Origin of the sequence: Actinoplanes octamycinicus (assembly GCF_014205225.1) — a bacterium.
GTDB lineage: Bacteria > Actinomycetota > Actinomycetes > Mycobacteriales > Micromonosporaceae > Actinoplanes > Actinoplanes octamycinicus.
Window position 1 is genome coordinate 7827634 of the sequence record NZ_JACHNB010000001.1, and the last position, 24280, is coordinate 7851913.

A 24280-nucleotide genomic window follows, 5' to 3' on the forward strand; every position below is an offset into this window, starting at 1 on the left:
GTTCTCCTCTCGGTGGTCACGTGGCTGCTGCTGAGCTGCTCGGCGCCGCCGGCACAGGCGATCGCGAACGGCGCGACGGTGCCCGACGGCCGGTACGGCTTCGCGGTGAAGCTGACCGATTACGACATCCCGGTGAAGGGCGGCGGGACCCGGGACAGCTCGTGCTCCGGCGGCCTGGTCGCGCCACGCTGGGTGCTGACCGCCGCGCACTGCTTCCGGGACGTCGACGGCAGGCGGGTCGCCCGGCCGGTGGCCCGCAAGACGGTGGCGACCGTGGCCGGGAGCAAGCGGACCGCCCGGGTGATCGCGGTGCGGCAGAGCGGGACCGCGGACGTGGCGCTGGCCAAGCTCGACGTGCCGATCACCGACGTGACGCCGCTGCGGCTAAGCCGGGACGCGCCGCAGGTCGGGACGAGCGTGCGGCTGGTCGGGTACGGGTTGCTCCGGGCCGGGACCACCGAGACGCCGGACCGCCCGCGCACCGGGGTGTTCCAGGTGACCTCGGTCAGCAAGCTGGAGATCGGGATGTCCGGGGTGCAGCCGCAACGGACCACCAGCCCGTGCGAGCACGACTCCGGAGGGCCGTACTTCACCGTCGCCGACGACGGCACGGCCACCGTGGTCGGCGTGGTCAGCCACGGGCCGGACTGCCCGCACACCGGGGCCGACCAGGCCGGGCGGGTGGACGCGGTGGCCGGCTGGGTCCGCTCGGTGATCGGCAAGGAGGCCTCCCCCGCCGCCAAGCCGAAGCCGAAACCCAAGCCGGGCGCACGGTCGGCGACGCCGGTGGCCACCCCGCCCGGGCCGACCGGCATCCCGGCGTCCTGGAAATACGTCGGGGCGGGCGCGGTGACGCTGCTGATCGCGGCCGGCTTCGGGCGGCTGGCGGCCTCCGGCGGCGGCAGTCATCGCCGTGGCGGGACCCGGCGCCGCCGCCGGTAGCGCCGGGCGCCGCGCCGCGCTCCGACCTCGTCACTCCCTACGGTTCGAGCAGTTCGGTCAGCCGGGCGGTCATCAGCTGAGAGAGGCGGTCGCGGTAGGCGCGGGCATACTCGTCGAGTTCGTTGATCTCGCGGATCGCGGCGGCACGCTGCCCGGTCAGGCTGTTGATCTCCCGGGCGTGACGGTGGCGCGCATCGCTGTCGATCGTGGAGGCTCGCAGGCTCGCCTCGCTGAGCAGCCGCTCGGCGCGTTCCACGGTATTGGTCAGCAGTTTCTCCGCCTCTTCCCGGGCGTCGCGGACGTACTCGTCGCCGGTGCGCCGGGCCATCGCGACGAACCGGTCGTTGATGAGCGCCGGTTCCTGTGCGGTCTCGCCGCGCAGCCGGTCGAGTTCGGCGCGGATCCCGGCGGCGCGTTGTTCGGCGGTTGCCTGCTCGGCGCTGAGCCGGTCGATTTCGGCGGTGAGGTCATCCCGGTAGAGCCGTTGCCGCATCTCCCGGTTCTCCTCGATCAGCCGGACGAACTCCTCGTGCGCCCGCAGCAGGAAGGCGTTCACCTCGTCCTCGGCGTAGCCGCGTTTGCCCAGCGGGGGCCGGCGGAATTCGATCTCGCGCATCTCGGACGGGTCGAAGGTCACGGGGCGTCCATTCCACGGGCGGAGCGAGCGGGGGCGGGTGTCCGCTCGGCGTCGGTGCGGAGCACGAGCAGGACGGCGGCGGCGTAGGCCAGCAGGACGAGCACGCAGGCCGAGGCGTACGCCAGCAGCCCGACGTGCGGCAGGCGGTGGCGCTCTGCGGCGCGTTCCCGGCCGCGGCGAGCCAGGCGGGTCTCGGACGGCTCGGGGGTGGGCAGTGCGGCGCGTGCGGGCTCGCGCGGAACGTACGGCGGGATCCACCCGCCGATGCGCAATGTCGGTGGGTCCTCGATGTCGGACATGACCTTCTCAGCTCCGGAACTATTTCGAACCGGCGTTGTCACCAGTGGTTCGTAATGGCGGGGAAATAGTAACGGCCACGCCCGTATCTGAGAAGTACTCATGTTCACGCCGCTGACGAGGGGAAACCTGGGAGCGCTTCCGCTTCCGTAAGATGTCCGACATGACGGAACCCGCGGCGGAAGCCCCTGCCAAGGCCCGGCGCGGCCGCCCGCCGTCCACGTCGCTCAACCAGGCGCTGATCCTCGACACCGCGCTCGCCATCGTCGAGGAACACGGGCCGGACGCTCTCACCCTGCGTCGCCTCGGCACCGAACTCGGTGCCAACCACACCGCGGTGCTCCGTCACTTCTCCAGCAAGGACGAGATCCTGCTCGGCCTCGCCGAACGGCTGATCGAACGCGCCATGGACGGTTTCGTCCCGGACGCGCACTGGCGGCCCACCCTGGAGGCCCTGGCTCGCCGGATCCGATCCGTCTGCCTCGCCCATCCGGCGCTCGCCGCGCTCACCGCCACCCGCGTCTCCCGGCGGGCCGCCGCCTTCCAGGGCGCGGACACCGTCATCCGGGCCCTGCGCGTCGCCGGCTTCGACGACCGGGACGCGGCCCGCTACTACCGGGCCCTGGTCGACGCGGCACTCGCCGTCTCCTCCTACGAGGCGGCCACCGCCGCGCTGGAGAACACCTCCCGCGAAGGTGACCGACTGGCCTGGGGCCGGGAATACCTGGCCGCCTCCCCCACTCGCTATCCGGACCTGGCCGCCGTGGCCCCGTACCTGGCCCAGGCCGACGACGACGACCAGTTCGAGACCATCCTGGGCTTGATCCTCGACGCCGTCGAAGCCCGCGCGAAAGCCTGACCTGCCGCAGGGAGGCCCCGGACCGGGGGCAATCGGCCCCTGCGCGGCGGCCAGACCGTCAATCCGGCACCGCGAAGCGGACCTGCGTGACGCTCGCGTGAAGGACGCCGGCCTAGATCAGATGGTCTCGTCCGGTGTTGCTCTGGAGCCATCAAATTCACGGTGTGCCGATTGGTCGGTGCTCACCGAAGAGACCGGCGAGGTCGCCACCATTGACGTCAGCGACCAAAGCGCTCACGATCGGGGACGAAGGTGCTCACCAATGGATCGCTGCTGTGCGAGCGCCTGCCGCGGCACCGGCGACGCCTGCCCTTGCGGAACACAGGCGCCGCCGTCGCGACTCAGATCTTGGTCTGGTTGATCTGCCAGTTGCCTCCGAGCCTCCACGGGTCGACGATCCATACCGGCCCGATGTACGCAAAGGTGGCGTACCCGGGAGGGTCGCTGTGGCCCGATACTCGGGGGCGATGTATGCGCCCGCCGCCTCGGCCCGGAGTTGACCTGGCAGCCGCTGATCCGGGCGTTTGGCCTGGTCGCCGTGCCGCTGCCGGTCAAGCTGCCGGCTCCGCCGATCGTCTGCTGTTGGCACCAGCGCTACGACACCGACCCGGCACACATCTGGTTGCGCGACCGCGTCCGGGCCGCGTTCACCACGGTCCTCACCCGGGGACCGGCGGGAACGACATGTGAGGGGAGAGTGAGGGCCTTATTCTCACGTGCGTAGGGACCGTTTCGCCATGATCTGGGTCCTCGCGGACGGTTTGAGGAGGTAGGTCATGTCGGTGGTGGCGGTGCTTTCGGACCTCGAGGGCTGGCTGGCGCGCCATGCTCCGCGTACGCATGCGATGGTGAATCCGCCGGCCACGCCGGACCAGCTCGGTGCGCTCGAAGCAGCCCTCGGATTTCCGCTGGTGCCCGAGGTCGGCGCCGCCCTGCGCTGGCACAACGGCACGGAGGAGGACTCCGGAGGCTTCGAGCTGGTGCCGACGTTCTGGATGCTCAGTGCCGAGTCCATCGCGGCTGATGCCCGGCGGCTCAACGCGAGCGCCGCGGCATACGCTCGCGACGAGTGGAGCGACCGGTGGGTTCCCGTCGCCGCCGACCGTGGTGGCGCCTACGTGCTGGTCGACCATGGCGACAGCCCGGACCGGGGACGGGTCTTCACCTGGGACCCGGAGAGCGGCGAGGGCGATTCCTGGTCGAGCCTGGCGGACTTGTACTCCGAGCTGCGTGCCGCGCTGGCGGACCGTACGCCGTTGCTGGGGTGCACCTACGAGCTGGTCGACGGTGGCGTGGAGTGGGAAGACGCCGACCTGGCGGATTAGGGCCGGTGTGGCTTTTCCCGGCCGGCCGAGCGGCGCCGCAGCACCCAGCGGACGACCAGGACACCGGTCAGCACGGTCAGTACGGCCGCCACGGCGAAGGCCACCCTGCCGACGACACCGGCAACCCTGAGATCGGTGTTCAGCGCGGCGTTACGAGCCTCGAGCGAGACCAGTAGCCGATCAGACAGCTCGCGAACCTGTTCACCGTGGTCCCGGCGAATGCTTTGCCAAGGGTTACGCGCCGTCAGGCCGCCGGTACCGGTGTTCTGGCGGTCGAACTCGGCCGCCTTGCTGCTGGCGGCGTAGTAGTCGTCGACGGCCAGTCGCAGCGGTTTCCGGAGCGCGCGTTCCTCGAAGGTCAATTCGGCGGCGTCCAGCGCCTCGAAGGCCTGATAGACCGATGCCCTGTTCTCGAATTCCGCAAGGCGCTGGTCGGCAGCTGCTCGGGCGGCGGGATCCAGCCCCCGCATGTCGGGGAGGAGGAAGAGGTCGTGGGGGACGGTCATGATGTTCTGGACGGCGGGGATGGTCTCGGCCAGACCGGTAACCTCGCGGCGGATCTGCTCTCGGGTGCTTGTCATCCACCAGCCGACACCGGCAGCGCCGGCCAGCAGAACTACGAGCAGACCAAGCGACATGCCACGGCGGATCGCGTCCCGTCTGCGGCTCGGCATGAGCAGCGCCCCTTTCCCACATCTCCCCGCCGGCTGACCGTCCCCTATCGGACGCCGGCAAGGCCGGCTTCAGGTTTGTCGAGCCGCTTTCCATCTTGCAGAACGCCGGTCTTCCAGACCCGGCACCGCTACGACCGTACGGTTGAGCCTTTCGCTCTGCGGTATTGCCCACTGGTTGCCGGTGGGCAATAACGGGAGGGACCGGTGAGTCTCGACGAGGATCCTGTGGCGCACGAGGCGATTCCTTCAGATCCTGACCCCCCGAACGGCGGACAGACATCGGTCGCCTTTGCCGGCGCGCGTGGACCAGTTCGAGGGCAGCGACCGTCCGTTTCCCGGTAGCTGGGCGAATCTGGCATAGCGGACTCTTTGCGGGTTCATAACCTGCAGGAGGACCATTTCATGGCGGCTCACGTCGGGCATCGGGCCCGCGGTTCGGCACAGCCGATGGCGTCCACCATCGGTCGTCGTTCGACGACATGGGTGGCGTGGTGTGTCGCCACGCTACTGACGACGTTCGTGGCGGTGCCCGCGGCGCACGCGGCAACCGCCCCGGTGATCACCAGCCCTGGTGCCCAGTCCAGCCCGTCAAAGGTGGCGCTGTCGCTGGCGATGAAGTTGACCGGAGGCACCACGCCGTTCGCGTGGTCGGCAACGGGCCTGCCCGTCGGCCTGACCATCAACGCCACCACCGGTGTCATCTCCGGTACCCCGACGAGCGCGGGCACGGTCACCTCCACGGTGAAGGTGACCGACGGGGCGAAACTCAGCCACAGCGTGTCGTTCCCCTGGGCGACCGGCGTACTCGTGACCAATCCCGGAATGCAGGGCGTCGCCACCGGGACGGCCGCCAGTCTGCCGATGAAAGCTGCCGGCGGCACCACGCCGTACACGTGGAGCGCGACCGGCCTGCCCGCCGGCCTGACCATCAACGCCACCACCGGTGTCATCGCCGGCACTGCCACGACCGCGGGCAGTTACACCGTGACGGTCAATGCCACCGATACCGCGAAAGTCGCCGGCAGCGCCCCCTTCACCCTCAACGTGGGGCCGGCCCCGGTGGTGACCAGTCCGGGTAACCAGAGCAGCCCCACCCTGATCGCGACGACCGTGCCCGTCACCGCGACCGGCGGCACCGCCCCCTACAAGTGGAGCGCGACCGGTCTGCCCGCGGGACTGAGCATCGACATCGGCACAGGGACCATCAGCGGGACTCCCGCCACTGCCGGAACGACCACGGCGACGGTGACCGCGACCGACGCGAAGGCGATTCCGCAGAGCGTCTCATTCACCTGGGCCACCGGTGTGTTCGTCGACAGCGTCCCCAGCCGGGGCAGTGCCACCGGCACCGCCGTCTCCCTGGCGCACGCCGCCCGGGGCGGTACCGCTCCCTACAAGTGGAGCGCGACCGGCCTGCCCGCCGGCCTGACCATCAACGCCACCACCGGAGCGATCACCGGTACTCCCACCGCCACCGCGACGTACACCACCAAGATCACCGCGACGGATGCCGCCGCCGTGGCCGGTAGTGTCACCTTCACCTGGAACACCGGACCCGGTGCGACGGTCACCACGCCGGGCGCACAGGCCGGCACGACCGGAACCGCGGTCTCCAAGACAATCTCCGCAACGGCCGGCACCACTCCGTATCAGTGGACGGCGACCGGTCTGCCGGCCGGTCTGATGATCAACGCGCAGACCGGTGTCGTCACCGGCACGCCGACCGCCGCGGGTAGCAGCAATGTCACCGTGACCGTCACGGACGCCAAACTGATCGCCAAGAGCGTCGCCTTCACCTGGGCGGTCACCGCTCCGTTGCAGGCCACGAACCCGGGCGCGCAGTACTCCACCACGGGTGCAGCGGTGTCCAAGACGCTGACCGCTGCCGGCGGCACGGGTTCATACAGCTGGACCGCGACCGGTCTGCCGGCCGGTCTGATGATCAACGCGCAGACCGGTGCCGTCACCGGCACCCCGACCACCGCCGGCTCCACCAGCGCCTCGGTCACCGTCACCGACACGGCCGGGCGCACCCACAACGTCGCCTTCGCCTGGACGGTCAGCGCGCCCCTCGCCGTCGACAACCCAGGCGCCCAGACCGGGACCACCGGTACCGCTGTCGCCAAGACGGTCACCGCCAAGGGTGGTGCCGGCCCGTACACCTGGGCGGCAACCGGCCTGCCGGCCGGTCTGATGATCAACGTGCAGACCGGTGTGGTCAGCGGCACCCCGACCACCGCGGGCTCCACCAGCGCCTCGGTCACCGTCACCGACGCCGCCGGCCGGACCAGCAGCACCACCTTCACCTGGGCTGTGGTGGCCCGGTTGCAGGCCACCAACCCCGGTACGCAGAACGCCACCACCGGTGAGGCGGTGTCCAAGACGCTGGCCGCCACCGGCGGTACCGGCTCCTACACCTGGGCGGCGACCGGTCTGCCGGCCGGTCTGATGATCAACGCGCAGACCGGTGCCGTCACCGGTACGCCGACCACCGCCGGCAGCAACAGCGTCACCGTGACCGTTGCCGACACCGGCAGCCGTACCGACAGCGTCACCTTCACCTGGGCCGTCGGCGCCCCGCTCATCCTCGACAACCCCGGCGCCCAGGACAGCAGCACCGGCACCGCGGTCTCGAAGACGATCGTCGCCAGGGGTGGTACCAGCCCGTACGCTTGGACCGCGACCGGCCTGCCGACCGGTCTGATGATCAACGCGCAGACCGGTGTCGTCACCGGCACGCCGACCACCGCGGACGCTCCTCGTACGGTGGTCGTCAAGAGCACCGACGCCGTCGGCCGGATGAGCGCCGTCACCTTCGCCTGGACCGTCAGCGGGCCGGTCATCGTGACCGATCCGGGCCCTCAGCAGGCCGTGACAGGCGGAACCGTCTCCCTGACCGTCGGCGCCACCGGCGGCGCCAGCCCGTACACGTGGTCGGCTTCCGGTCTGCCCGCCGGATTGGCCATCGACGCGCAGACTGGCGTTGTGACCGGCACCCCGATGGCCGCGGGATCCACCAGTGCCACGGTCACCGCCACCGACACCGTCGGCCGCACCAACAGCGTCACCTTCACCTACCAGGTCGTCCTCGGCGTGCCGGCGCAGATGTCGGCCCGGGCGGAGGGTGCGCAGACGGTGCACTTGGCGTGGGTGGCGGTGCCCGGTGCGACCGGTTACCAGCTCTACCGCAACGACGAGCTGGTGGCCGTCACCGGCTGGTACCCGGGTTTCATCGACCGGCAGCTCGAGGGTGCCACCACCTATCGTTACCAGGTCAAGGCGGTTGACGCCGACGGACGCGACTCCGGGCTGAGCATGCCGGCGAGCGTCACCACCGACGCGCTGCCGTTAGCACCAGTCAACTTCGCCCGCTGCGAGGCGGCGGAGGGTGCGCCCGGCTGTCCTTACGCGGCCAGTGTCGCCGCGAGCGCGACCTACCCGGACACCGGTCACGTCTCGCTGACCGATGGCGTGCACGGCACCGCGCTCTACGGTCCGGCCTGGCAAGGTCGCGACAACGTCAGCGTTTACTCCTTCACCGTCGATCTCGGCACGGCCCGGCCAATTACCGAGATCAACAGCAGCTGGTTCCAGGTGACCAGCGACTTCACCATGCTGCCGCCGAGCGTCACCTACCTGACCTCCGCCGATGGCGTTACCTTTGCCAAGGCCGCTTACCTCGACCGGCCCAACGTCAGCAGCGCCACCCAGATCGTCACCTACCGGGCCGTCGGCCTGGACCTCACCGCCCGTTACGTCAAGGTGGAACTCGACGGGGGTAGCGCGTGGACCATGACCGACGAGGTCGAGATCCGCGGAGCGGACGCACAGTTGCCGCCGGTCGGGGATGAATCCACCCTGGACTTCCAGCCCGGCCCGGCGCGCAATGAGGGGGAAAGCCTTGAAGACTACCTCCAGCGCATCGCGGTACCGGTCGAGTCCCTTGCTGAGGTGATTTCCCAGGTTAAGAGCAACGCGAAATTGCCGGGGGCGGTGAAGCCCGCCGGGGCACCGGAATCCGAGGTGGCCGCCGAGGGGCGGGTTGGGATCGCCGCTACGCCCAGCGCCGGTGACAGAAGGTTCCAAAGGTGCCAGGACCGGCACGAAGAAGCGAAGAAGAACAACTCAGACGGGCCCAACTGGTACTACGACGGTCGCTTTTACGCCTGCCAGGTGAATGATGATGCCGTATACGAACAGAAGGAGTGCGACCTCCGGACCGGCCGCTGCAAGCGGATCGGCATTACCGAGTACCGATTGACTGTGGTCGGGGAGGCCGCGACCTCAGGCCGTTACATCGACTGGTACACGCGCATCGACAAAATGAAACAAATCGAAGGAGCGGAAGCGCTGCAGGCCATCTCGCCCCTCAACGTGCAGATGGTCTGCGAGGCTCAAACGTCGGACGGCGGCTCGTGTGCCGGGAGCCCCGGTCGCACTGTGCCGCTGTCCATCTGGAAGATCGACAGCGATTACCATCAGCGCACCGAAGGCTTGACGACCGGATCCACGGGCTGGTCGGACAACAAGTTCTCCAAGCTGAGGAAGAAGACACTGAGCACGGACCCCAAGGTGTCGACCTTCAGCGCGTACGTCCAGGTTACCAATCCGCTGCCCTCGCTCGAGGACGCGATTCCTCTTCTCGGCAAGGGCCAGCCCACCATCTTCCGCTGTGACACCGCCCAGTACATCGCCCAGAACAACACTGGCGGCTGTGTCTTCAGCGCGGTTCCCGGCTACATGGAGTACGACTACGCCGGCCCGACGCAGCAGGAGTCGGTGCACTTCTTCTACCTGGCCTACTACTACCTGGACAAGGTGAAGAAGAACCCGGTGCCGGGTGTCTACATTCCCGGCAGCGCTCAGCACCGGCCGATCGAGCCGATGACGCGAAACGTCTACGAGCAGCGCTCGCGGAGCAAGGTCCGGGCGGAATGCCGGCGGCAGAACGGCAACAAGCCGTACTCGACCGGCCCGAACGGCACCGAGTACGACTGCGACGAGATCCCGTTCAACTCCACCTATCAGGCCGCGCCCTTCGTCGACGACAAGAAGGTGAACACCCCGGTTCCCGGAACGGGCCCCGGCACCATCGACGACATCACGTACGCGACCTGGGCCGCACGGCCGGTCAAGCGGGACCACAACAGCGCCACCGGCAACGCGCTCGGCGTCTTCTATCAGAAGAACCGCATCCTCAGCCAGGACGAGTTCTACGTCAGCATCAAGAACGCGCCCGAGACCTGTGCCCCGTGCGCCGACATGCCACCGATGGCGGGCCCCGACCTCGACCCCCTCGCGCCCCTGCCGATCGTCGACCCGGACACCGACGAGTCGTTCACCGACGGCGAGACCCTTCCCGAGATTCCTCTGCCCCCGATCAACATCTACGGCGACCCGCACCTCACCACGCTCGACGGCCTGCACTACGACCTGCAGTCGGTCGGTGAGTTCGACTTCGCGTCCTCCGCGAAGTACGGCCTGCGGATCCAGACCCGGTTCACGCCGATGGGCGAGACCTGGTCCGGCCTGGAATCGATGGCCACGATGGTCAACGGTCACCGAGTCGAGTTCACCGCTGCCGGCGGCATGCGCCTGGACGGCAAGGACTTCACGCTGCCCGGCGAGCACCTGGTCGACCTGGGCGGGGACGCCACCGTGCGGCGTACCGGCGGTCGCTATGTAATCGCCTGGGGCTCCACCGGCGACGGCCCGGTCCTGGCCTGGTCGCCGGGGATGACGGCCGGCATCGGCTTGTCCGTTCCCGCCGATGCGGACCTGCGAGGTCTGTTGGGCAACGGGGACAAGGATCCGCAGAACGATCTCAAGCTCCGCGACGGCACCCAGCTGCGGGCCGACACGCCGGCCTCCGTTCTGCACGGCACCTACGCCGACTCGTGGCGGATCGCCGCCGAGTCGTCCCTGTTCACCTACAAGGCTGGGCAGAGCACCGCGACCTTCACCGACAAGACGTACCCCAAGAATGTCGTCACGATCAATTCGCTGACGGCGTCCGAGGTGGCGGCCGGCACCGAGACCTGCACGGCTCACGGTGTCACGCCGGGCCCGCAGTTCGAGGCCTGTGTGGTGGATGTTGTGCTCACCGGCAACGCCGAGTTCGCCGCCATGGCCGCCCAGCGTAAGGAGGTCGCCATCGATCCGCGGGCCGCGAACGTAAACGCGGCGGGTGACCTCGGCTTCGACTTCGAGGCCGCCACCCTGCCCTCGAACCTGGCGCCGACGACCCTGACCACCGATGCGGCCACGACGTCCTTCGCCGGTCCGTTCAGCGGCCGCAACGCGTCGTACCGCTTCTTTGCCCAACAGCTCCCGGCTCACCTGCAGGGCAGCCTCTCGTTCGACGTGATCACCATCGGTGACTGGTACCACGACGCGGACACCGAGAAGGTCGCCCTCCAGATCGACCGCAAGGAGGTGTGGACCAAGGCGTTCGACGCCACCGTCGCGCCGCAACGCACCGGCACCCTCGGCAACGGTCAACCGTTCGCGGTGCACCGCGTCACGGTGCCGCTGAGCCACATGCTCAGCCAGCTTGAGGCGGTCTTCACGGCCACCGGCGTCGATGGACTGGCGAACCAGGGCTTCGGCATCGACAACGTCGCTCTGCACGTCACCGCCATCCCGCCGCAGGTCTTCGAGACACGCCTCCCGCTCACGGCTCCCGGAAGCGTCGGCGTCTCGGGTGCCGGCTACCTGGAGGCATCGGGCGTGCGTGACGAGTATCGGTTCACCGTCCAGCAGGGCGAGGAGCTCTACATCGACCCGCTCTACTGTGTGGACCAGACGTACCTGGAATGGCAGCTCCTCGCCGAGGCGACCGGGACGGCCGTCGCGCACGGTGGGTGCGGAGACGCGCGGACGCAGCCGCTCGCCGCGGGCACCTACCGCTTGATCGTCGGTGCGCCCGGCGACCACAGCGGCCCCTACGTGATCTCCGCCTTCGTCGCCCCGGCGGCGCAACAGTTCGACGTGACCCTGCCGCTGCTGGTGAAAGCCGGCCAGCAGACCGGCAACGGCGCCGGCAACCTCGAGACCAAGGCGTCGGTGGATCAATACCGTTTCACGCTGCAGGAAACGAGCGCGCTCGTGGTCACCATGCAGTGCGCCGACTCCTACTGCCCCAAGCGGGAGATCGTCAACACGACCACCGGTGAGGTCACCGCCCTCGCAAGCTCCGCGACGGATCGCACGAAGCGACTCCCCGCCGGCACCTACCGCCTGGTGGTGAGCTCGGTACTCGACACCAACCGGACCGGCCCGTACGGCGTGGAGATCTACGTGGTGCCGCCCGCCCAACTCTTCGACGTGTCGTTGCCGATCTCGGTGGCCGACGGCGCTCCCGCTGCCGGAGCCGGCAACCTCGAGGCGCGATCGTCGTCCGACGAGTACCGGTTCACCCTCAGTGAGGCACAGGAGGTGTACATCGACGTGACGACCGCCAACCGCGGGTGCCTCGACCAGGTGGTCTGGACGCTCGTCGACGACGCCACCGGTGCCATGGTGGAGACGCCGAGCACCTGCAGCAAGCTGACCAAGGCGCTGTTCGCGGGCCGCTACCGGCTGGTCGTTGACTCTCCCACCAACAAGGTCACGACCTATCAGGTACGAATCAAGCAGAGCCCGCCGCAGGTGTTCCACGTGACACTGCCGCTGGGTGTCACCGGACCGGAGCCGGGGTGGGCCGCTCCGCCGCGGAGTGTGGGTGCCGGCTCGGGTGTGATCGAGGACGCGGTCTCGCGCGACCAGTACCGGTTCACGCTCGCCGAGGAGCAGACCCTGCGATTCGTCAGCCAGGGATGTGCCGCCTGGGGACCGGACGTCCGCCTGACCAACACCGCCACCGGTGCTGTGCTCGGTGGGGGCCGGTGCTATGAGGACCAGACCTTCACCCGGGTCCAGCCAGGCTCCTACCAACTGCAGTTCACCGCGAACAACCAGGCGGACATCTACGCGTTCGACCTGTTCGTGATTCCGCCGAAGCAGACGTTCGAGGTGGCGTTCCCCGTGCACATCTCCGACGATGTGCCCGCCCTCGGTGCCGGCAACATGGAGACGCTGGCCTCGGTCGACGAGTACCAGTTCGTGCTCCCGGCCGCGCAGGCGCTCTACTTCGACGTGGACTGTCCCACCACCATTCCCCAGTTCTTCCTGCTGGACGAGGCGGGCGACGAGGCCGCGCCGCCGATGGGCTGCCGCGACGAGCGCACCCCCGTGTTGCCGGCCGGCAAGTACCGCCTGCGGGCGGAGTCCTGGTCCGGAACCGGCGCCTACACGGCGGCCCTCGTGCCGATTCCCGCCGCGCAGAAGTTCGACATCTCGCTGCCCACGGAGATCAGCAGCGGTGTGCCCGGTGCGGGCGCCGGCGTCCTCGAGGACAAGAGGGCCGTCGACGAGTACCACTTCACGCTGGACAGTCCGCAGTACCTGTACGTCGACGCCGGACAATGCACCGACGACCCCGCCTTCGAGTACCGGGTCGCTGACGCGGTCGGCGGCAGCCTGCTGGGCTCGTGCGGCCACGGACAGTCGCTCAACATCGACGGCATGTGGATGGAAGCCGGCGAGTACACGATCACTGTCAGATCGTACGAGGAGCGGGCGGGCACCTACCGGCTGAAGATCAAGACGCTGCCGGAGCAGAAGTTCGCGGTGTCACTGCCGGTGGCCATCAGCGCCGGTGTGCCCCGGGCGGGTGCCGGCACCATCGAGCCGGGAACCGGGAACGACCTGTACGAGTTCGACGTGGCCGCGGGGCAGCGTCTGTACGTGACGGTGCCGGAGTGCCCGGCGGCCTCCGACCCGGCCTGGGCAGACCACGGGCTCACCTGGAACCTCGGACGATTCGCGACGCACAGCGTGTGGGGTTACGAGTACTTCGACGAGGTGGCCTCCGGTAAGTGCTCCGACGGGCAGACGGAGCCGCTTCCCGCCGGTCGGTACGCGTTGTATATCAGCACTTACGACAGTCCGATGAACTATCGGCTGAAGGTCGGCGTCCTGCCGCCACCGGCCTGACCTCGCACCACCTGAAATGAGGTGCCCCGGGGCCACCGACATCGGTGACCCCGGGGCACGCTCGCGTCCGGGGACGGGCTTAGTACTGCAACGGCACCTATTTTGATCTTCTTCGCCAGTGGCATTGCTGGGCCTGCCATTGCCGGCGGCGGAAGCGTGACCAGGCGATGGTGTGGTCGTTGTCCGGTTGGTGGTCATGTAGCAGCGCGGCTATCAACCGGCGGGCTTCAGGCACGCTGATCGGAATGAGCTGCTCGCGGTCGCCGCAGGTTCCCCTTTTTTGCTGCTCAGCGGCGCGGACGACGGCCAGCCATGCCAGGGCGAGCATCGACAGGGTGATGTGGGCATACCAGCCGCGCCAGGTGCGGACCTGTAGTCGTCCAGACCGGTCTCTTGCTTGGCCTGTTTGAAGCATTCCTCGACCGGCCAGCGCCGCCCGGCGACCCAGACCAGCACGTTCAGGCTGGTCTGCCGGTGGGCGTAACAGATGTAGTAGGCAATCTCGCTGGGGTCGCTGATGCTGCGCCGCGAGAGCAGCCAGTGACCGGGCCCGGTGGCCCATTCCGCACCGTTCGGCACCCGGCCCCAGTCGTAGAGCCGCGGCCCATGAGCGCCGTCACCGCAGGACAACCGCCGCCAGGCCAAGTCCGCCCTCGCCCCGATGCGCAGACCGGGGCACCCGCCCGCACTCCGGTAGCGTGAGCTGTCATGGCGGATGTCATTGACGACCTCGAGGCGGAGCAGGAGGCGTTGGCCGCGGTGCTGACCGGCCTGGCGGCCGCGGACTGGGACCGGGCGTCGGCGGCTTCCGGCTGGACCGTGGCCGACGTGGTGCTGCATCTCGCGCAGACCGAGGAGGCGGTGGCGGCCACCGCCGGCGGTGACTCGCGGGCGGTCGACTGGCGGCGGTTCGGGACGACCGTGGACGCGGCGATGGGCGCGATGGTCCGGGCCCAGGCCGATTCCGGGCCGGAGGTCCTGGCGCGCTGGCAGGCCGCGCGGCGCGAGTCGGTGCGGGCGCTGCGGGCGGCGGATCCGCGACGGCCGCTGCGGTGGGTGTCCGCGTCGCTGAAACCGCGGACACTGGCCACCACCCGGCTGGCCGAGCACTGGGCGCACGCGCTGGACGTCACCGGGCCGCTGCGGATCGACTATCCGGACACCGGCCGGTTGCGGCACGTCGCCTGGCTCGGGTTCAGCACTTTGCCGTACGCGTTCCACCTCGCCGGACGCCCCGCGGTGCCGGTCTACTGCGACCTGCGCGGTCCGGACGGGACCCGGTGGACCTTCGGGGATCCGTCCGCGGAATCGGCGATCGCCGGGCCGGCGGGCGCGTTCTGCCGGGTCGGGGCGCAACGGCTGGCGCCGGCCGGCTCCGGGCTGCAGACCCGGGGACCGCACGGCGCCGAGGCGCTCCGGCTGCTGCGCAACTACGCGGTGGTGTGAGCCGCCTCCCCCCGGGCGGCTACCCGGCCTTGCGCATCGTTTCTGCGCGGCGGCCTCGGTCGACTCCTCGTTTCTGCGCGGCGGCCTCGGTCGACTCCTCGTTTCTGCGCGGCGGCCTCGCTCGACTCCTCGTTTCTGCGCGGCGGCCTCGCTCGTCTTGGCGCCGATCAGCAGGACCGGCGGCCCGGCAGGCCGATGATCAGCGCCAGGCCGACGGTGAGGTGCATGCCGAGCAGGGTCAGCCGGGTGCCGGCGCCGACGCCGGCCAGCGGGCCGGCCAGCGACAGGACCAGCAGGATCGAGGTGATGATCCGGTAGGTCCGGACGGGGTGCCGGACCGTGCGCTCCAGGACGGCCAGCAGGGCCCAGGCGGCCAGGCCGGCGACCAGCGCGGTGCCGGCCACCGCCGCCGGGCCGACCGGCTGCAGCGTGCCGCCCTGCCGGACGGTCAGGTCGAGGCCGCCCCAGAGGTCGCTGACCGTCCAGAGCAGCAGGGCGCCGGCGATGGCCGCGGCGATCGTGATCAGCCGGCCGGTGCGGCGGCGGGAGCGGGTGTGCTGCGAATTCGTCGTCATGGCACCGAGACTGGCGGACCGGGGCGGGTGGCCACATCGGACCGCGGATGGCCCGGCGACCTCCCTTGGAGAGGGCCGGCCACCAACTTTCGATGGTGTCGACGGGCCTCCCGGGACCGATAGCCTCGCCCGGTGACCAGCCTTCCCGATGCCGAGCGCCCGCCCCGGATCGCGGCCGCCGCCACCCTCTTCGCCGCGTCCGGGGTGCTCATCGCGATGTCGCTGCTGGCCTGGTGGGGCGGGCGGCCGCTGGGGCCGCTGTTCGCGCTGGACCTGACCGCCGGCGTGCTGAGCTGGCTGCTCACGCCGCTGGTGCTGTGGCGGCCGGTCGGCGCCACCGCGGTGCTCACCGCGCTGGCCACGGTGTCCCCGATGGCGACGCCGCCGGCCACCATCGGCATGCTGCAGGTGGCCCGGCGGCGGCGATTCCCGGTGGCGGTGGCGATGGCGGCGGCCGGGGTCGCGGCGCACGCGATCCAGGGGCTGTGGCGGTCCAACGGCGGGATGGCTTACGGCTGGTGGCTGGCACTGATCACCTTCGCGTACGGGGCGCTGCTCGGCTGGGGTGCCTGGGCGCAGGCCCGGGCCGCGCTGATCGCCTCGCTGCGGGAGCGGGCCGACCGGGCCGAGGCGGAACAGGGCCGCCGGGTCGCCGAGGCCCGGATGCTGGAACGCCGCAAGATCGCCCGGGAGATGCACGACGTGCTCGCGCACCGGTTGTCGCTGCTGGCCACGTTCGCCGGGGCGATGGAGTACCGGCCGGACTCGTCGCCGGAGCAGATGTCCCGGGCCGCCGGGGTGGTGCGGGACGGGGTGCACCAGGCCCTGGAGGAGCTACGCGAGGTGATCTCGCTGCTCCGGGACGACGCACCGGCGAACGACGACGGGACCCGACCGCAGCCGGTCCTCACCGACGTGCCCCGGCTGGTCGCCGAGTCCCGGGAGGCGGGCACCGAGGTGCTGCTGGAGGAGACGGTGACCTCGCCCGCGGCGGCGCCGGCGGCGGTGGCCCGGACGGCGTACCGGGTGATCCAGGAAGGCCTGACCAACGCCCGGAAGCACGCTGCCGGGCAGCCGGTCCACGTGCACCTGCGGGGTGGGCCGGGCACAGGTCTGCAGGTCGAGATCCGCAACGCCCTGACACCGGACAACCCGGCGCCTCCGGGCTGGTCGGGCGGAGCCGGGTTGGTCGGGCTCACCGAGCGGGTGCAGCTGGCCGGCGGGCGGCTGGACCACCGGTCAGGTGACGGCGAGTTTCACCTGCACGCCACCCTCCCCTGGCCGTCCTGACCCATCCCAGCCACCCCGCCTCCCGCCTCCCGCCGGGACCCCTCGCCGCTTCGCCCCGTTCCATCTCGCCCCACCTGACCTCGCCCCACCTCACCTCGCCCCGCCCCGCCCCATCTCGCCCCGCCCCATCTCGCCCCGCCTGACCTCGCCTTGCTTCGCCCTGCCCCACCTCGCTTTGCCCGCCCCGCCTCGCCTTGCCTTGCCCCGCCTCGCCTCGCCCGCCTCGCCCCGCCTCGCCTCGCCTCGCTGATGCTGTGTGGTTGGCTCCGCGACGTGGTCCGGCAGCCCGTCGCCGTTTCTCGACACCCGCGGATCCGGTGGTCCGGCAGCCCGTCGCCGCTTCCTCGCCACCCGCAGATCCGGTGGTCCGGCAGCCCGTCGCCGCTTCCTCGCCACCCGCAGATCCGGTGGTCCGGCAGCCCGTCGCCGCTTCCTCGCCACCCGCAGATCCGGTGGTCCGGCAGCCCGTCGCCGCTTCCTCGCCACCCGCAGATCCGGTGGTCCGGCAGCCCGTCGCCGCTTCCTCGCCACCCGCAGATCCGGTGGTCCGGCAGCCCGTCGCCGCTTCCTCGCCACCCGCAGATCCGGTGGTCCGGCAGCCCGTCGCCGCTTCCTCGCCACCCGCAGATCCGGTGGGGTGGCGGGCATTCGTCGCCTCCTCAAGACCCGCGGATCCGGTGGGGCGGCCGATGGGCGGTCGTTGCGCCTCCGGGTACTCCGGTTCGGGCGGGGCGGTCGGCGGGTGGTGGGGTGGATAGCATGACGGGCGTGGATCGGCCGGTTCGGGTGTTGGTGGTGGACGACGACGCGCTGGTGCGGGCCGGACTGACCATGATGCTCGACGGGGCGCCGGGGATCTCGGTGGTCGGCGAGGCGGACGACGGCGACCGGGTGCAGGCGGCGGCTGACGCGCACGCGCCCGACGTGGTGCTGATGGACCTGCGGATGCCGCGCGTGGACGGGATCACCGCGACCCGGCGGTTGCGGGCCCGGCAGCGGCCGCCGGAAGTCATCGTGCTGACCACCTTCGACACCGACGAGAACATTTTGCACGCGCTCCGGGCCGGGGCCAGCGGCTTCCTGCTCAAGGACACCCCACCGGCCCGGATCGCGGAGGCGGTCCGTCAGGTGGCGGCCGGCGAACCGATCCTCTCCCCGCGGATCACCCTGCGCCTGATGGACCGGGTCGCGGTGCAGGCCGGCGCCTACGCCCGGGCGCGAGCCACGCTGGCGGCGCTCAGCCCCCGGGAGCACGACGTGGTGGTGGCCGTCGGGCAGGGGTACAACAACGCGGAGATCGCCACCGAACTCGACATGACCCTGGCCACGGTGAAGACCCACGTCTCGCACATCCTCACCAAGCTGAACCTGGACAATCGAACCCAGCTCGCCCTGCTGGTCCACGACGCCGGCCTCGCCTGACCCGGACGCCAGGCTGACCTGACCCGGGTGCCGGGCTGACCTGTCCAGGACGGCGGTGTCGCCTTCCCGCGACGCCGGCCTCACCTGTCCAGACTGCGGTCTCGCCTTCCCGGGACGCCGGTTCCGCCTTCCCACGAGATCGAGCCAAATCTTCAGCTCGGCCGGGCTTTCACCCGTCCAGCAGCGAATCGCGTGCGCCTGAGGTTGCACGCCGACGGATATATCCTGATTTGGGGGCGAGCCGAGTCCGGACGCGTCCGCTGAGGCCGGCGGGTGGAGGCCGTTCGCCGGGAGGCTCGTGAGACTGGGGCGGAAGTTGCGTGGCGCGTATTGGTTGATCACGTTGGCGGGGCTGCACGCCGTCATTTATCGGGAACGGTCGGTCTGGGTGACGGTTCTCCTGGTGGTCATGATCGCGTCGGGGACGCTGTCCTGCTTTTTCGCGGACCGGCGGAATTCCGCCAAGCGCCGGACCAGACCATCGGGTAGCTGACGCCGGGACGCAACCGGCCGATGATGCAAACGGCCGGCAATGCGAACGGCCGATGATGCGAACGGCCGATGATGCGAACGGCCGATGATGCGACCGGGCGGCGATGCCCTCGTCGGCCGTGACGACTGGAATCTTCGGCAGGGGCAGGAACCGGGAGCGGACCGTTTCGGGAAGCGATCGTGGGCCGCGTGGCGGGCCTGGGGTTCGCGGTGTCGCGGCCACGGCGGCACAGAGCCGCAAGTCGTACCGAAAAATGGTTTCAGGGTCGGGAAGCGACCGCTACCGGATCGCCATAGATGGCGTAGGCGAGTCTGGTCGGATCGGCGTTGTTGCTGCTCAGGGCGCCTCGGGCGGTCATTGACGCCGTGCCGAGCGGGACGCCGGCGGCGAATTCGCGGTAGAAGGCGAGGGCGAAGCGTCTGGCGGCCGGCGATTTGACCGCCCAGGAGGAGCCGATGAAGGCACCGGCCCCGGCTCGGAGGAATTGTTCGGCCCAGCCGCCCATCAACGTGTCGTAGGAACCGCCGTCCACGCTGCCACAGGCATTGAAGAAGACCAATGGACAACGGCGGGCCAGGGAACCGGTCGCCGCCGCGCGGGCCAGGGAGACCGGTTCGAAGCGGCCATCGGTCATCAGCACTCCGCCGGGCTGGCCGCCCTCCGGATTCGCCTGATGGCAGGCGAGATGCAGCAGATTGAAATCGCCGGCGTCGATCCGGGAGATGAGGCTTCGCTGATCGGCGATCCCTTCCGGAACGCCGACGGGCGCGGCAAGGGTGGCGGCGGAATCGGTGGTGGGGAGTGCGGAGGGCGAGTCGAAGAGGAGTTCATGGAGCCGGCTGATCTCGCGGTCGGCGCCGATCGGTGGGTTGCTGCCCAGCACGAACACCGGGTCGATCAGGGCGAGCGAGCGGCTCAGCGGCCTGGTCCCGGTCTGCCGGACCAGCGGCACCCGGTCGACCAGGAAGCCGTCGCCGGCCGGGTCGGTGAGCAGCTCCCAGGGCAGCGTGCTGACGTCCGTGCACAGCGTCAGCGCGCTGACCGTGGTGGCTTTGAGGCGGGCCGTGACCTCCGAGCGGACCGGGGGCGGCAGCAGTCCCCACAGCGTGGTCCCCCAGTCCGCCAGCCTGCGGCGCGCGTTCGGCGGCGTGAAGGCGGACTCCCCGGACGCCATCTGGTGCGCGTCCCGCAGGATGTCGCGGATCAGGGCCCGCGGGATCGGCTCGGCGAGCGCGGCCGGCCCGTCCGTGCCGATCAGGCGGCAGACCAGGCCGCTCACGGTGCGGTCGATCTGCACGGTCACCATGTCCGGGCCGGCGGCGAGGTGGTCCAGGCGGGCGGTGACGGTGCGCGGCCGGTCGGTGGTTCCGGCCGGATCGATCTCCACGGTACGCACGACCGCGCTCAGCTCGCCGCCGCCACCGGCGAGGAAGGCCCGGACCCGGACCTCGTGCCGGCCGGGCGTCGGCGCGCTCAGCTCGAACAGCACGGTGTCCGAGTCCGCGTCGGGCAGGACGCGCACCCGCTGCACCGCGTCCGACTCGATCTCCAGGGTTTCCGAGGCGACCGAGAGCAGCACGTCCACCCCGGGCGGCGGGATCGGGAACGGCCGGGTCGGCACGCTGCCCGGCCCGCCGTCCAGGGTGATCGCGGCGTGCAGGGCGAGCCGCCGGCCGCCGCGGGCCCGGGCCGGCAGCGAGGTGGTCAGGTAGCGGGCCGGTGGCGCGGCGCCCGGTTCGGCGCGCAGCCGGCTCTCGGCGGTGCGGATCGCCGAGCGGGCCCAGCGTTCCAGGCCGGGGTCGGCGCGCAGCGCCCGCTGCAGGGCGAGCTGGGCGAGCGGCCCGGACGGGCGGGCCAGCGCGGCGTCCAGGGCGGCCGCGACCCGGTCGGCCGCGCCGGGCTGGTCGAGCAGCTCGGCCAGCCGCTCCCGGGCCTGGCCGGCGATCCGGCGGAGGGCTTCCTCATCCACGTTCATCGGTGGCAGCCTAGGCGCCGGTGAAGGTGAACGCGGCCCAGCTGGCCGGCTCGGACCAGGGCCGGCTGCCCGACTCGCCGGCCGCGAAGACGCCCGGGAGCAACGCCGCCGCCACCTCCTCCGGCAGCCACGACTCCCCCGCCTCCAGCGCCGCCGCCCAGTGGTCCTCGACCTCGGCCGGGGTGGCGTCGCGCAGCCACCGCTGGGCGCCGATCAGCGCGGCGGCCGGATCCCCGGCCGGCTCCCAGCGACGGTAGAACTCGGTCATCAGCAGCGCGGTGGCGTGGTCGTCGACCGCCCACATCGAGGCCACCACGCCGGCCACCCCGGCCTGCAGCAGCCCGGTGGGCAGGTTGATCACCTCGTCCGGCAGGGTCCGGCCGGGCACGAACGTGTCGCAGGCGGACAGCACGGCGAGCCGCAGACGCAACCGCATCGGCAGGATGTCGGCGAGCCGCAACGAGGTGGTGGCGGTCAGCCGGATGGCGTTCTGCAGCGGTTCGGTGGCGACCGCGCCGTGGCAGCCGAAGTGCGCCACGTCGGCGGCCGGCAGCAGCGCGCTGTCGAAGTCACTGCCGTCCCGGACCTCGCTCTCCGGGAACGCAGCGGCCGCGGCCAGCCCCTCCCACCGGGCGTGCGGCAGCCGCGCGTCGGTGACCACCAGCAGCCGCCGCGCGTCGACCCGGGCGGCCAGGTCGCGGGCGGCCGCGAGGGCCCGGGCGTTCGGGGTGTAGCCGGGCACCAGGTCGTCGATCAGGTAGCGGTAGCCGGTCGGCCGGGACGCGTCCGGGCAGCGGGCCGCGTGCAGCGGCAGCAGCCCGGTCAGCCCGGCCGGGACCAGCGTGATCCGGGTGGTGCCGGGCAGCGCGTCGAGCAGCGGCCCGGCGACCGCGTCCCAGAGCCAGCCGGTCAGCCCGGGCAGGTGCTGCCGCCAGCCGTCCCGGGCGGCGTGCCGTTCCGCCCAGTCGTGCACCTCGCGGTCGGTGAGGCCGGGCAGCCGTACGTCGGTGACCATCTCCCCGTGCACGATCAGGGCCAGCCCGGCCTGCTCGGACGGCACCAGGTAGACCAGCGGGTGCCCGGCGGTCGCGGCGACGTCGGCGAACCGGGCCGGCGCGAGGAAACCCTCGAACCCGGGCACCTGCTGGATCGCGGTGATCGCCGCGGCCAGCTCGGCGTGCGCCACTTGCAGCTCATCGGGCGGACTCATCGGCCTTCTTTCGTCTCGTCCGGTCCCGGCCGGAGCAGCAGCGTGTGCGGCACAGCGGCGCCGGCAGCGCGGCGTCCGGCGCCCGCAGCGAGTTCCGCGGGGCGACGACGGCGCCGCCGTTGCCGGACCGGCGAATCGCCGGACAGCCGGCGTGCCGCAGTTCCGGCGGCAGGTCCCGGCCCGGCGTGCCGGGGACGGACCGGCGGGCGGGCAGCGAGAACTGGGCGAAGCGCGCCGATCTCATGGCCGGATGTCGACCACGAGGATGCTCAGGTTGTCCGGGGCGCCCTCGGCGTACGCCTCGTCGCGTAGTGCCTCGACCAGCTTGGCGGCGTCGTCGAGGCGGCAGGAGCGGCGCAGCACCCGGTCGTCGAGCACGCCGTGCACCCCGTCGGTGCAGAGCAGGTAGCGACCCTCCGCCGGGGTGTCCCGGACGTACGGGTCGAGCCCGCCGGGCGTGTCGCCGAGCGCCTGGGTGAGCGTGGACCGGCCGGACGCGTGGTCGACGCTGACCTGCTCCAAATACCCGTCGGTGATCCGGTAGACCCGGCTGTCCCCGACGTTGAAGATCCGGGCGCCGCCGGCGTGCAGCAGCAGCCCGGCCACCGTGGTGCGCATCCCGGCGGTGGCCGGCGCCCGGGCCGCGGTGTGGTGCAGCTTCTCGCTGACCGCGATCAGCCCGGCGTGCACCGCCTCCGCGGTGTCCCAGCCCGGGTGGCGGGCCACCAGGTCGCCGACCGCGAGCCGGCTGGCCAGGTCGCCGGCGTTGTGCCCGCCGAGCCCGTCGGCGACCGCGAACAGCAGCGGCGGCCCGTCGGTGGTCAGTTCGACGATCCGCGGCTCGGCGGCCTGGCTGGTCCAGCCGGCGACCAGCACGGCGTCCTGGTTGCCGGCGCGCACGCTGCCGCGGGCGGTCAGCGCGGTGACCCGGGCCCCGGTCATGCCCCGGCCCGCCGGACCCGGACCCGGACCGTGCTGGAGAACCGCAGCTCGTCGCCGTCGTGCAACTGGCGCCGGTCGCCGTGCTCCACCTTGCGGTCGTTGACGAAGGTGCCGTTGGTCGAGCCGAGATCGCGGACGTAGAGGTCGCCGCTCTCCACCCAGACGATCGCGTGCTGGCGGGACACCTTGTCGTAGTCCTTCAGCGCGTCGGCGATCCGGCCCAGTTCCTCGGCCCGGCCGATGCGCAGCTCGTCGCCGCCGACCGCCACCGGGCCGAACGGGAACTCGAGCTGGAAGAGGATGCTCTCCCGGGTGGTCGCCGGCGCGTAGACGTCGGCCTCGGCCGCCATCGTCAGGCTGTGCAGCGGGCAGGTGCCGTCCGGGTTGAGCGGGTTCCCGCAGCCGGGCTCCGGGCAGGTCGGCTCCGGCTGCAGGAACTCCATGCAGCCGGGTTGCGAGCAGAGCGAGCCGCCGCCGCTCTGCGGGCCGTGGATCGGGCAGATCAGGGTCGCCATGACACGCCTTCCAGTTCGATGCCCTGGTCACGCAGGACGCGCTGCAGCCGGGCCAGGTCACCGCGGCCGGGGATGCCGATCAGCCAGACCCGCTCGTCGTCGACCTGCAGCTGCAGCTCGGGGTGCTCGCGGACGGCGCCGGCCCAGCGGGCGTAGCGCTGTTCGCCGCGCGGGGTGCACGGGATCAGCCGCTGGTTGGCCGAGCCGCGCCAGAGCAGGTCGGTCGGCTCGGTGATCCGGAACGGTCCGGTGATCAGGGCGTCGATCTCCGCGACGGCGTCCGGGCAGCGCCGCCGGAACTCGTCCAGCTCGACCCCGGTGTAGCAGAGCAGGTCCCAGTCCGGGTCGATCCGGCGCAGCCCGCGCAGCAGCTCGGCGAGCGCCTCCGGCTGCTCGGACGGCTCGCCGCCGCTGATCGTCACCCCGTCGGTCCCGGCGGCCCGTTCGGCGCACCAGGCGAGCACGTCGGCCACCTCGATGTCGTGCTCCGGCCCGGCGGTCCAGGTGTCCCGGGCGACGCAGCCGGGGCAGCCGATCCCGCAGCCCTGCACCCAGATCCCGATCCGCCGGCCCGGACCGAGGGCGGTCACCGGGTGATGCATCCGAGCCAGCCGCAGCCTCATCCGGCCACCTCAGTGACGC

At 71.2% G+C, this 24280-nt stretch carries 18 protein-coding genes and 1 pseudogene; 7 read left to right on the forward strand and 12 right to left on the reverse strand.

What is annotated here, in order from left to right; genetic code table 11:
* Positions 1-12 precede the first annotated feature (12 nt).
* Positions 13-942, forward strand: coding sequence for a S1 family peptidase (locus BJY16_RS35425; protein ID WP_239177771.1), 930 nt, complete (start codon positions 13-15; stop codon positions 940-942).
* A 37-nt stretch (positions 943-979) separates the two neighbouring features.
* On the opposite strand, the gene BJY16_RS35430 is transcribed toward BJY16_RS35425, so the two are convergent.
* Positions 980-1579 carry a DivIVA domain-containing protein gene (locus BJY16_RS35430; protein WP_185043912.1) on the reverse strand — a complete coding sequence of 200 codons (600 nt, stop codon included), beginning with the start codon at positions 1577-1579 and terminating at the stop codon, positions 980-982.
* A complete protein-coding gene (locus tag BJY16_RS35435; protein WP_185043913.1) occupies positions 1576-1878 on the reverse strand; it encodes a hypothetical protein in 303 nt (100 codons plus the stop codon). Before BJY16_RS35435 ends, BJY16_RS35430 begins: the two co-directional genes overlap by 4 nt.
* Before the next feature lie 161 nt (positions 1879-2039).
* Between BJY16_RS35435 and BJY16_RS35440 the strand changes: the two genes are divergently transcribed.
* Entirely contained in the window at positions 2040-2735 is a 696-nt protein-coding gene (locus tag BJY16_RS35440; protein WP_203759144.1) for a TetR/AcrR family transcriptional regulator C-terminal domain-containing protein, read from the forward strand.
* Positions 2736-3511: 776 nt separating this feature from the next.
* Positions 3512-4060, forward strand: coding sequence for an SMI1/KNR4 family protein (locus tag BJY16_RS35445; protein ID WP_185043915.1), 549 nt, complete (start codon positions 3512-3514; stop codon positions 4058-4060).
* On the opposite strand, the gene BJY16_RS35450 is transcribed toward BJY16_RS35445, so the two are convergent.
* Positions 4057-4734, reverse strand: a complete 678-nt coding sequence (locus BJY16_RS35450) for a hypothetical protein (RefSeq protein ID WP_185043916.1) — start codon at positions 4732-4734, stop codon at positions 4057-4059. The two genes, BJY16_RS35445 and BJY16_RS35450, sit on opposite strands and share 4 nt — an antisense overlap.
* A gap of 402 nt (positions 4735-5136) precedes the next feature.
* Between BJY16_RS35450 and BJY16_RS48730 the strand changes: the two genes are divergently transcribed.
* Complete coding sequence (locus BJY16_RS48730; RefSeq protein WP_185043917.1) at positions 5137-13770, forward strand: putative Ig domain-containing protein; 8634 nt, start codon at positions 5137-5139, stop codon at positions 13768-13770.
* A gap of 97 nt (positions 13771-13867) precedes the next feature.
* On the opposite strand, the gene BJY16_RS35460 is transcribed toward BJY16_RS48730, so the two are convergent.
* Complete coding sequence (locus BJY16_RS35460; RefSeq protein WP_185043918.1) at positions 13868-14098, reverse strand: hypothetical protein; 231 nt, start codon at positions 14096-14098, stop codon at positions 13868-13870.
* Positions 14075-14409 (reverse strand): annotated as a pseudogene (locus tag BJY16_RS47835) (IS701 family transposase); the annotation flags it as partial. The pseudogene BJY16_RS47835 and the gene BJY16_RS35460, both read right to left, overlap by 24 nt.
* 69 nt (positions 14410-14478) lie before the next feature.
* Between BJY16_RS47835 and BJY16_RS35465 the strand changes: the two are divergent.
* Entirely contained in the window at positions 14479-15216 is a 738-nt protein-coding gene (locus tag BJY16_RS35465; RefSeq protein WP_185043919.1) for a maleylpyruvate isomerase family mycothiol-dependent enzyme, read from the forward strand.
* Between the two features lie 167 nt (positions 15217-15383).
* Here the strand turns inward: BJY16_RS35465 and BJY16_RS35470 are convergent, their stop codons facing one another.
* Positions 15384-15791, reverse strand: coding sequence for a DUF6069 family protein (locus BJY16_RS35470; RefSeq protein WP_185043920.1), 408 nt, complete (start codon positions 15789-15791; stop codon positions 15384-15386).
* Between the two features lie 132 nt (positions 15792-15923).
* Between BJY16_RS35470 and BJY16_RS35475 the strand changes: the two genes are divergently transcribed.
* Both BJY16_RS35475 and BJY16_RS35480 read left to right on the forward strand, forming a co-directional pair.
* Positions 15924-17081: a sensor histidine kinase gene (locus BJY16_RS35475; protein ID WP_239177776.1), complete on the forward strand. Its 1158-nt coding sequence runs from the start codon at positions 15924-15926 to the stop codon at positions 17079-17081.
* 759 nt (positions 17082-17840) lie between these two features.
* The gene (locus tag BJY16_RS35480; RefSeq protein WP_185043921.1) at positions 17841-18503 is read left to right on the forward strand and encodes a response regulator; all 663 of its coding nucleotides are present in this window, start codon (positions 17841-17843) and stop codon (positions 18501-18503) included.
* Positions 18504-19255: 752 nt separating this feature from the next.
* Here the strand turns inward: BJY16_RS35480 and BJY16_RS35485 are convergent.
* From BJY16_RS35485 to BJY16_RS35510, 6 genes are read right to left on the reverse strand one after another with little or no spacing between them, the layout of a single operon-like run.
* Complete coding sequence (locus tag BJY16_RS35485; protein ID WP_185043922.1) at positions 19256-20971, reverse strand: CHAT domain-containing protein; 1716 nt, start codon at positions 20969-20971, stop codon at positions 19256-19258.
* A gap of 10 nt (positions 20972-20981) precedes the next feature.
* Entirely contained in the window at positions 20982-22181 is a 1200-nt protein-coding gene (locus BJY16_RS35490; RefSeq protein WP_185043923.1) for a CHAT domain-containing protein, read from the reverse strand.
* Positions 22165-22425: a hypothetical protein gene (locus tag BJY16_RS35495; protein ID WP_185043924.1), complete on the reverse strand. Its 261-nt coding sequence runs from the start codon at positions 22423-22425 to the stop codon at positions 22165-22167. The genes BJY16_RS35490 and BJY16_RS35495 overlap by 17 nt, the downstream gene beginning before the upstream one ends.
* Entirely contained in the window at positions 22422-23123 is a 702-nt protein-coding gene (locus tag BJY16_RS35500; RefSeq protein WP_185043925.1) for a PP2C family protein-serine/threonine phosphatase, read from the reverse strand. The genes BJY16_RS35495 and BJY16_RS35500 overlap by 4 nt, the downstream gene beginning before the upstream one ends.
* The gene (locus BJY16_RS35505) at positions 23120-23638 is read right to left on the reverse strand and encodes an FHA domain-containing protein (RefSeq protein WP_185043926.1); all 519 of its coding nucleotides are present in this window, start codon (positions 23636-23638) and stop codon (positions 23120-23122) included. The genes BJY16_RS35500 and BJY16_RS35505 overlap by 4 nt, the downstream gene beginning before the upstream one ends.
* Complete coding sequence (locus BJY16_RS35510) at positions 23626-24261, reverse strand: 4Fe-4S single cluster domain-containing protein (RefSeq protein WP_185043927.1); 636 nt, start codon at positions 24259-24261, stop codon at positions 23626-23628. Before BJY16_RS35510 ends, BJY16_RS35505 begins: the two co-directional genes overlap by 13 nt.
* Positions 24262-24280 lie beyond the last annotated feature (19 nt).

Bases quoted from the DNA above. Each gene is read 5' to 3' on its own strand.
- BJY16_RS35435 (WP_185043913.1), bottom strand. From the start codon at position 1,878: ATGTCCGACATCGAGGACCCACCGACATTGCGCATCGGCGGGTGGATC.
- BJY16_RS35440 (WP_203759144.1), top strand. From the start codon at position 2,040: ATGACGGAACCCGCGGCGGAAGCCCCTGCCAAGGCCCGGCGCGGCCGC.
- BJY16_RS35445 (WP_185043915.1), top strand. From the start codon at position 3,512: ATGTCGGTGGTGGCGGTGCTTTCGGACCTCGAGGGCTGGCTGGCGCGC.
- BJY16_RS35450 (WP_185043916.1), bottom strand. From the start codon at position 4,734: ATGCCGAGCCGCAGACGGGACGCGATCCGCCGTGGCATGTCGCTTGGT.
- BJY16_RS48730 (WP_185043917.1), top strand. From the start codon at position 5,137: ATGGCGGCTCACGTCGGGCATCGGGCCCGCGGTTCGGCACAGCCGATG.
- BJY16_RS35460 (WP_185043918.1), bottom strand. From the start codon at position 14,098: ATGCTCGCCCTGGCATGGCTGGCCGTCGTCCGCGCCGCTGAGCAGCAA.
- BJY16_RS35465 (WP_185043919.1), top strand. From the start codon at position 14,479: ATGGCGGATGTCATTGACGACCTCGAGGCGGAGCAGGAGGCGTTGGCC.
- BJY16_RS35470 (WP_185043920.1), bottom strand. From the start codon at position 15,791: ATGACGACGAATTCGCAGCACACCCGCTCCCGCCGCCGCACCGGCCGG.
- BJY16_RS35480 (WP_185043921.1), top strand. From the start codon at position 17,841: ATGACGGGCGTGGATCGGCCGGTTCGGGTGTTGGTGGTGGACGACGAC.
- BJY16_RS35485 (WP_185043922.1), bottom strand. From the start codon at position 20,971: ATGAACGTGGATGAGGAAGCCCTCCGCCGGATCGCCGGCCAGGCCCGG.
- BJY16_RS35490 (WP_185043923.1), bottom strand. From the start codon at position 22,181: ATGAGTCCGCCCGATGAGCTGCAAGTGGCGCACGCCGAGCTGGCCGCG.
- BJY16_RS35495 (WP_185043924.1), bottom strand. From the start codon at position 22,425: ATGAGATCGGCGCGCTTCGCCCAGTTCTCGCTGCCCGCCCGCCGGTCC.
- BJY16_RS35500 (WP_185043925.1), bottom strand. From the start codon at position 23,123: ATGACCGGGGCCCGGGTCACCGCGCTGACCGCCCGCGGCAGCGTGCGC.
- BJY16_RS35505 (WP_185043926.1), bottom strand. From the start codon at position 23,638: ATGGCGACCCTGATCTGCCCGATCCACGGCCCGCAGAGCGGCGGCGGC.
- BJY16_RS35510 (WP_185043927.1), bottom strand. From the start codon at position 24,261: ATGAGGCTGCGGCTGGCTCGGATGCATCACCCGGTGACCGCCCTCGGT.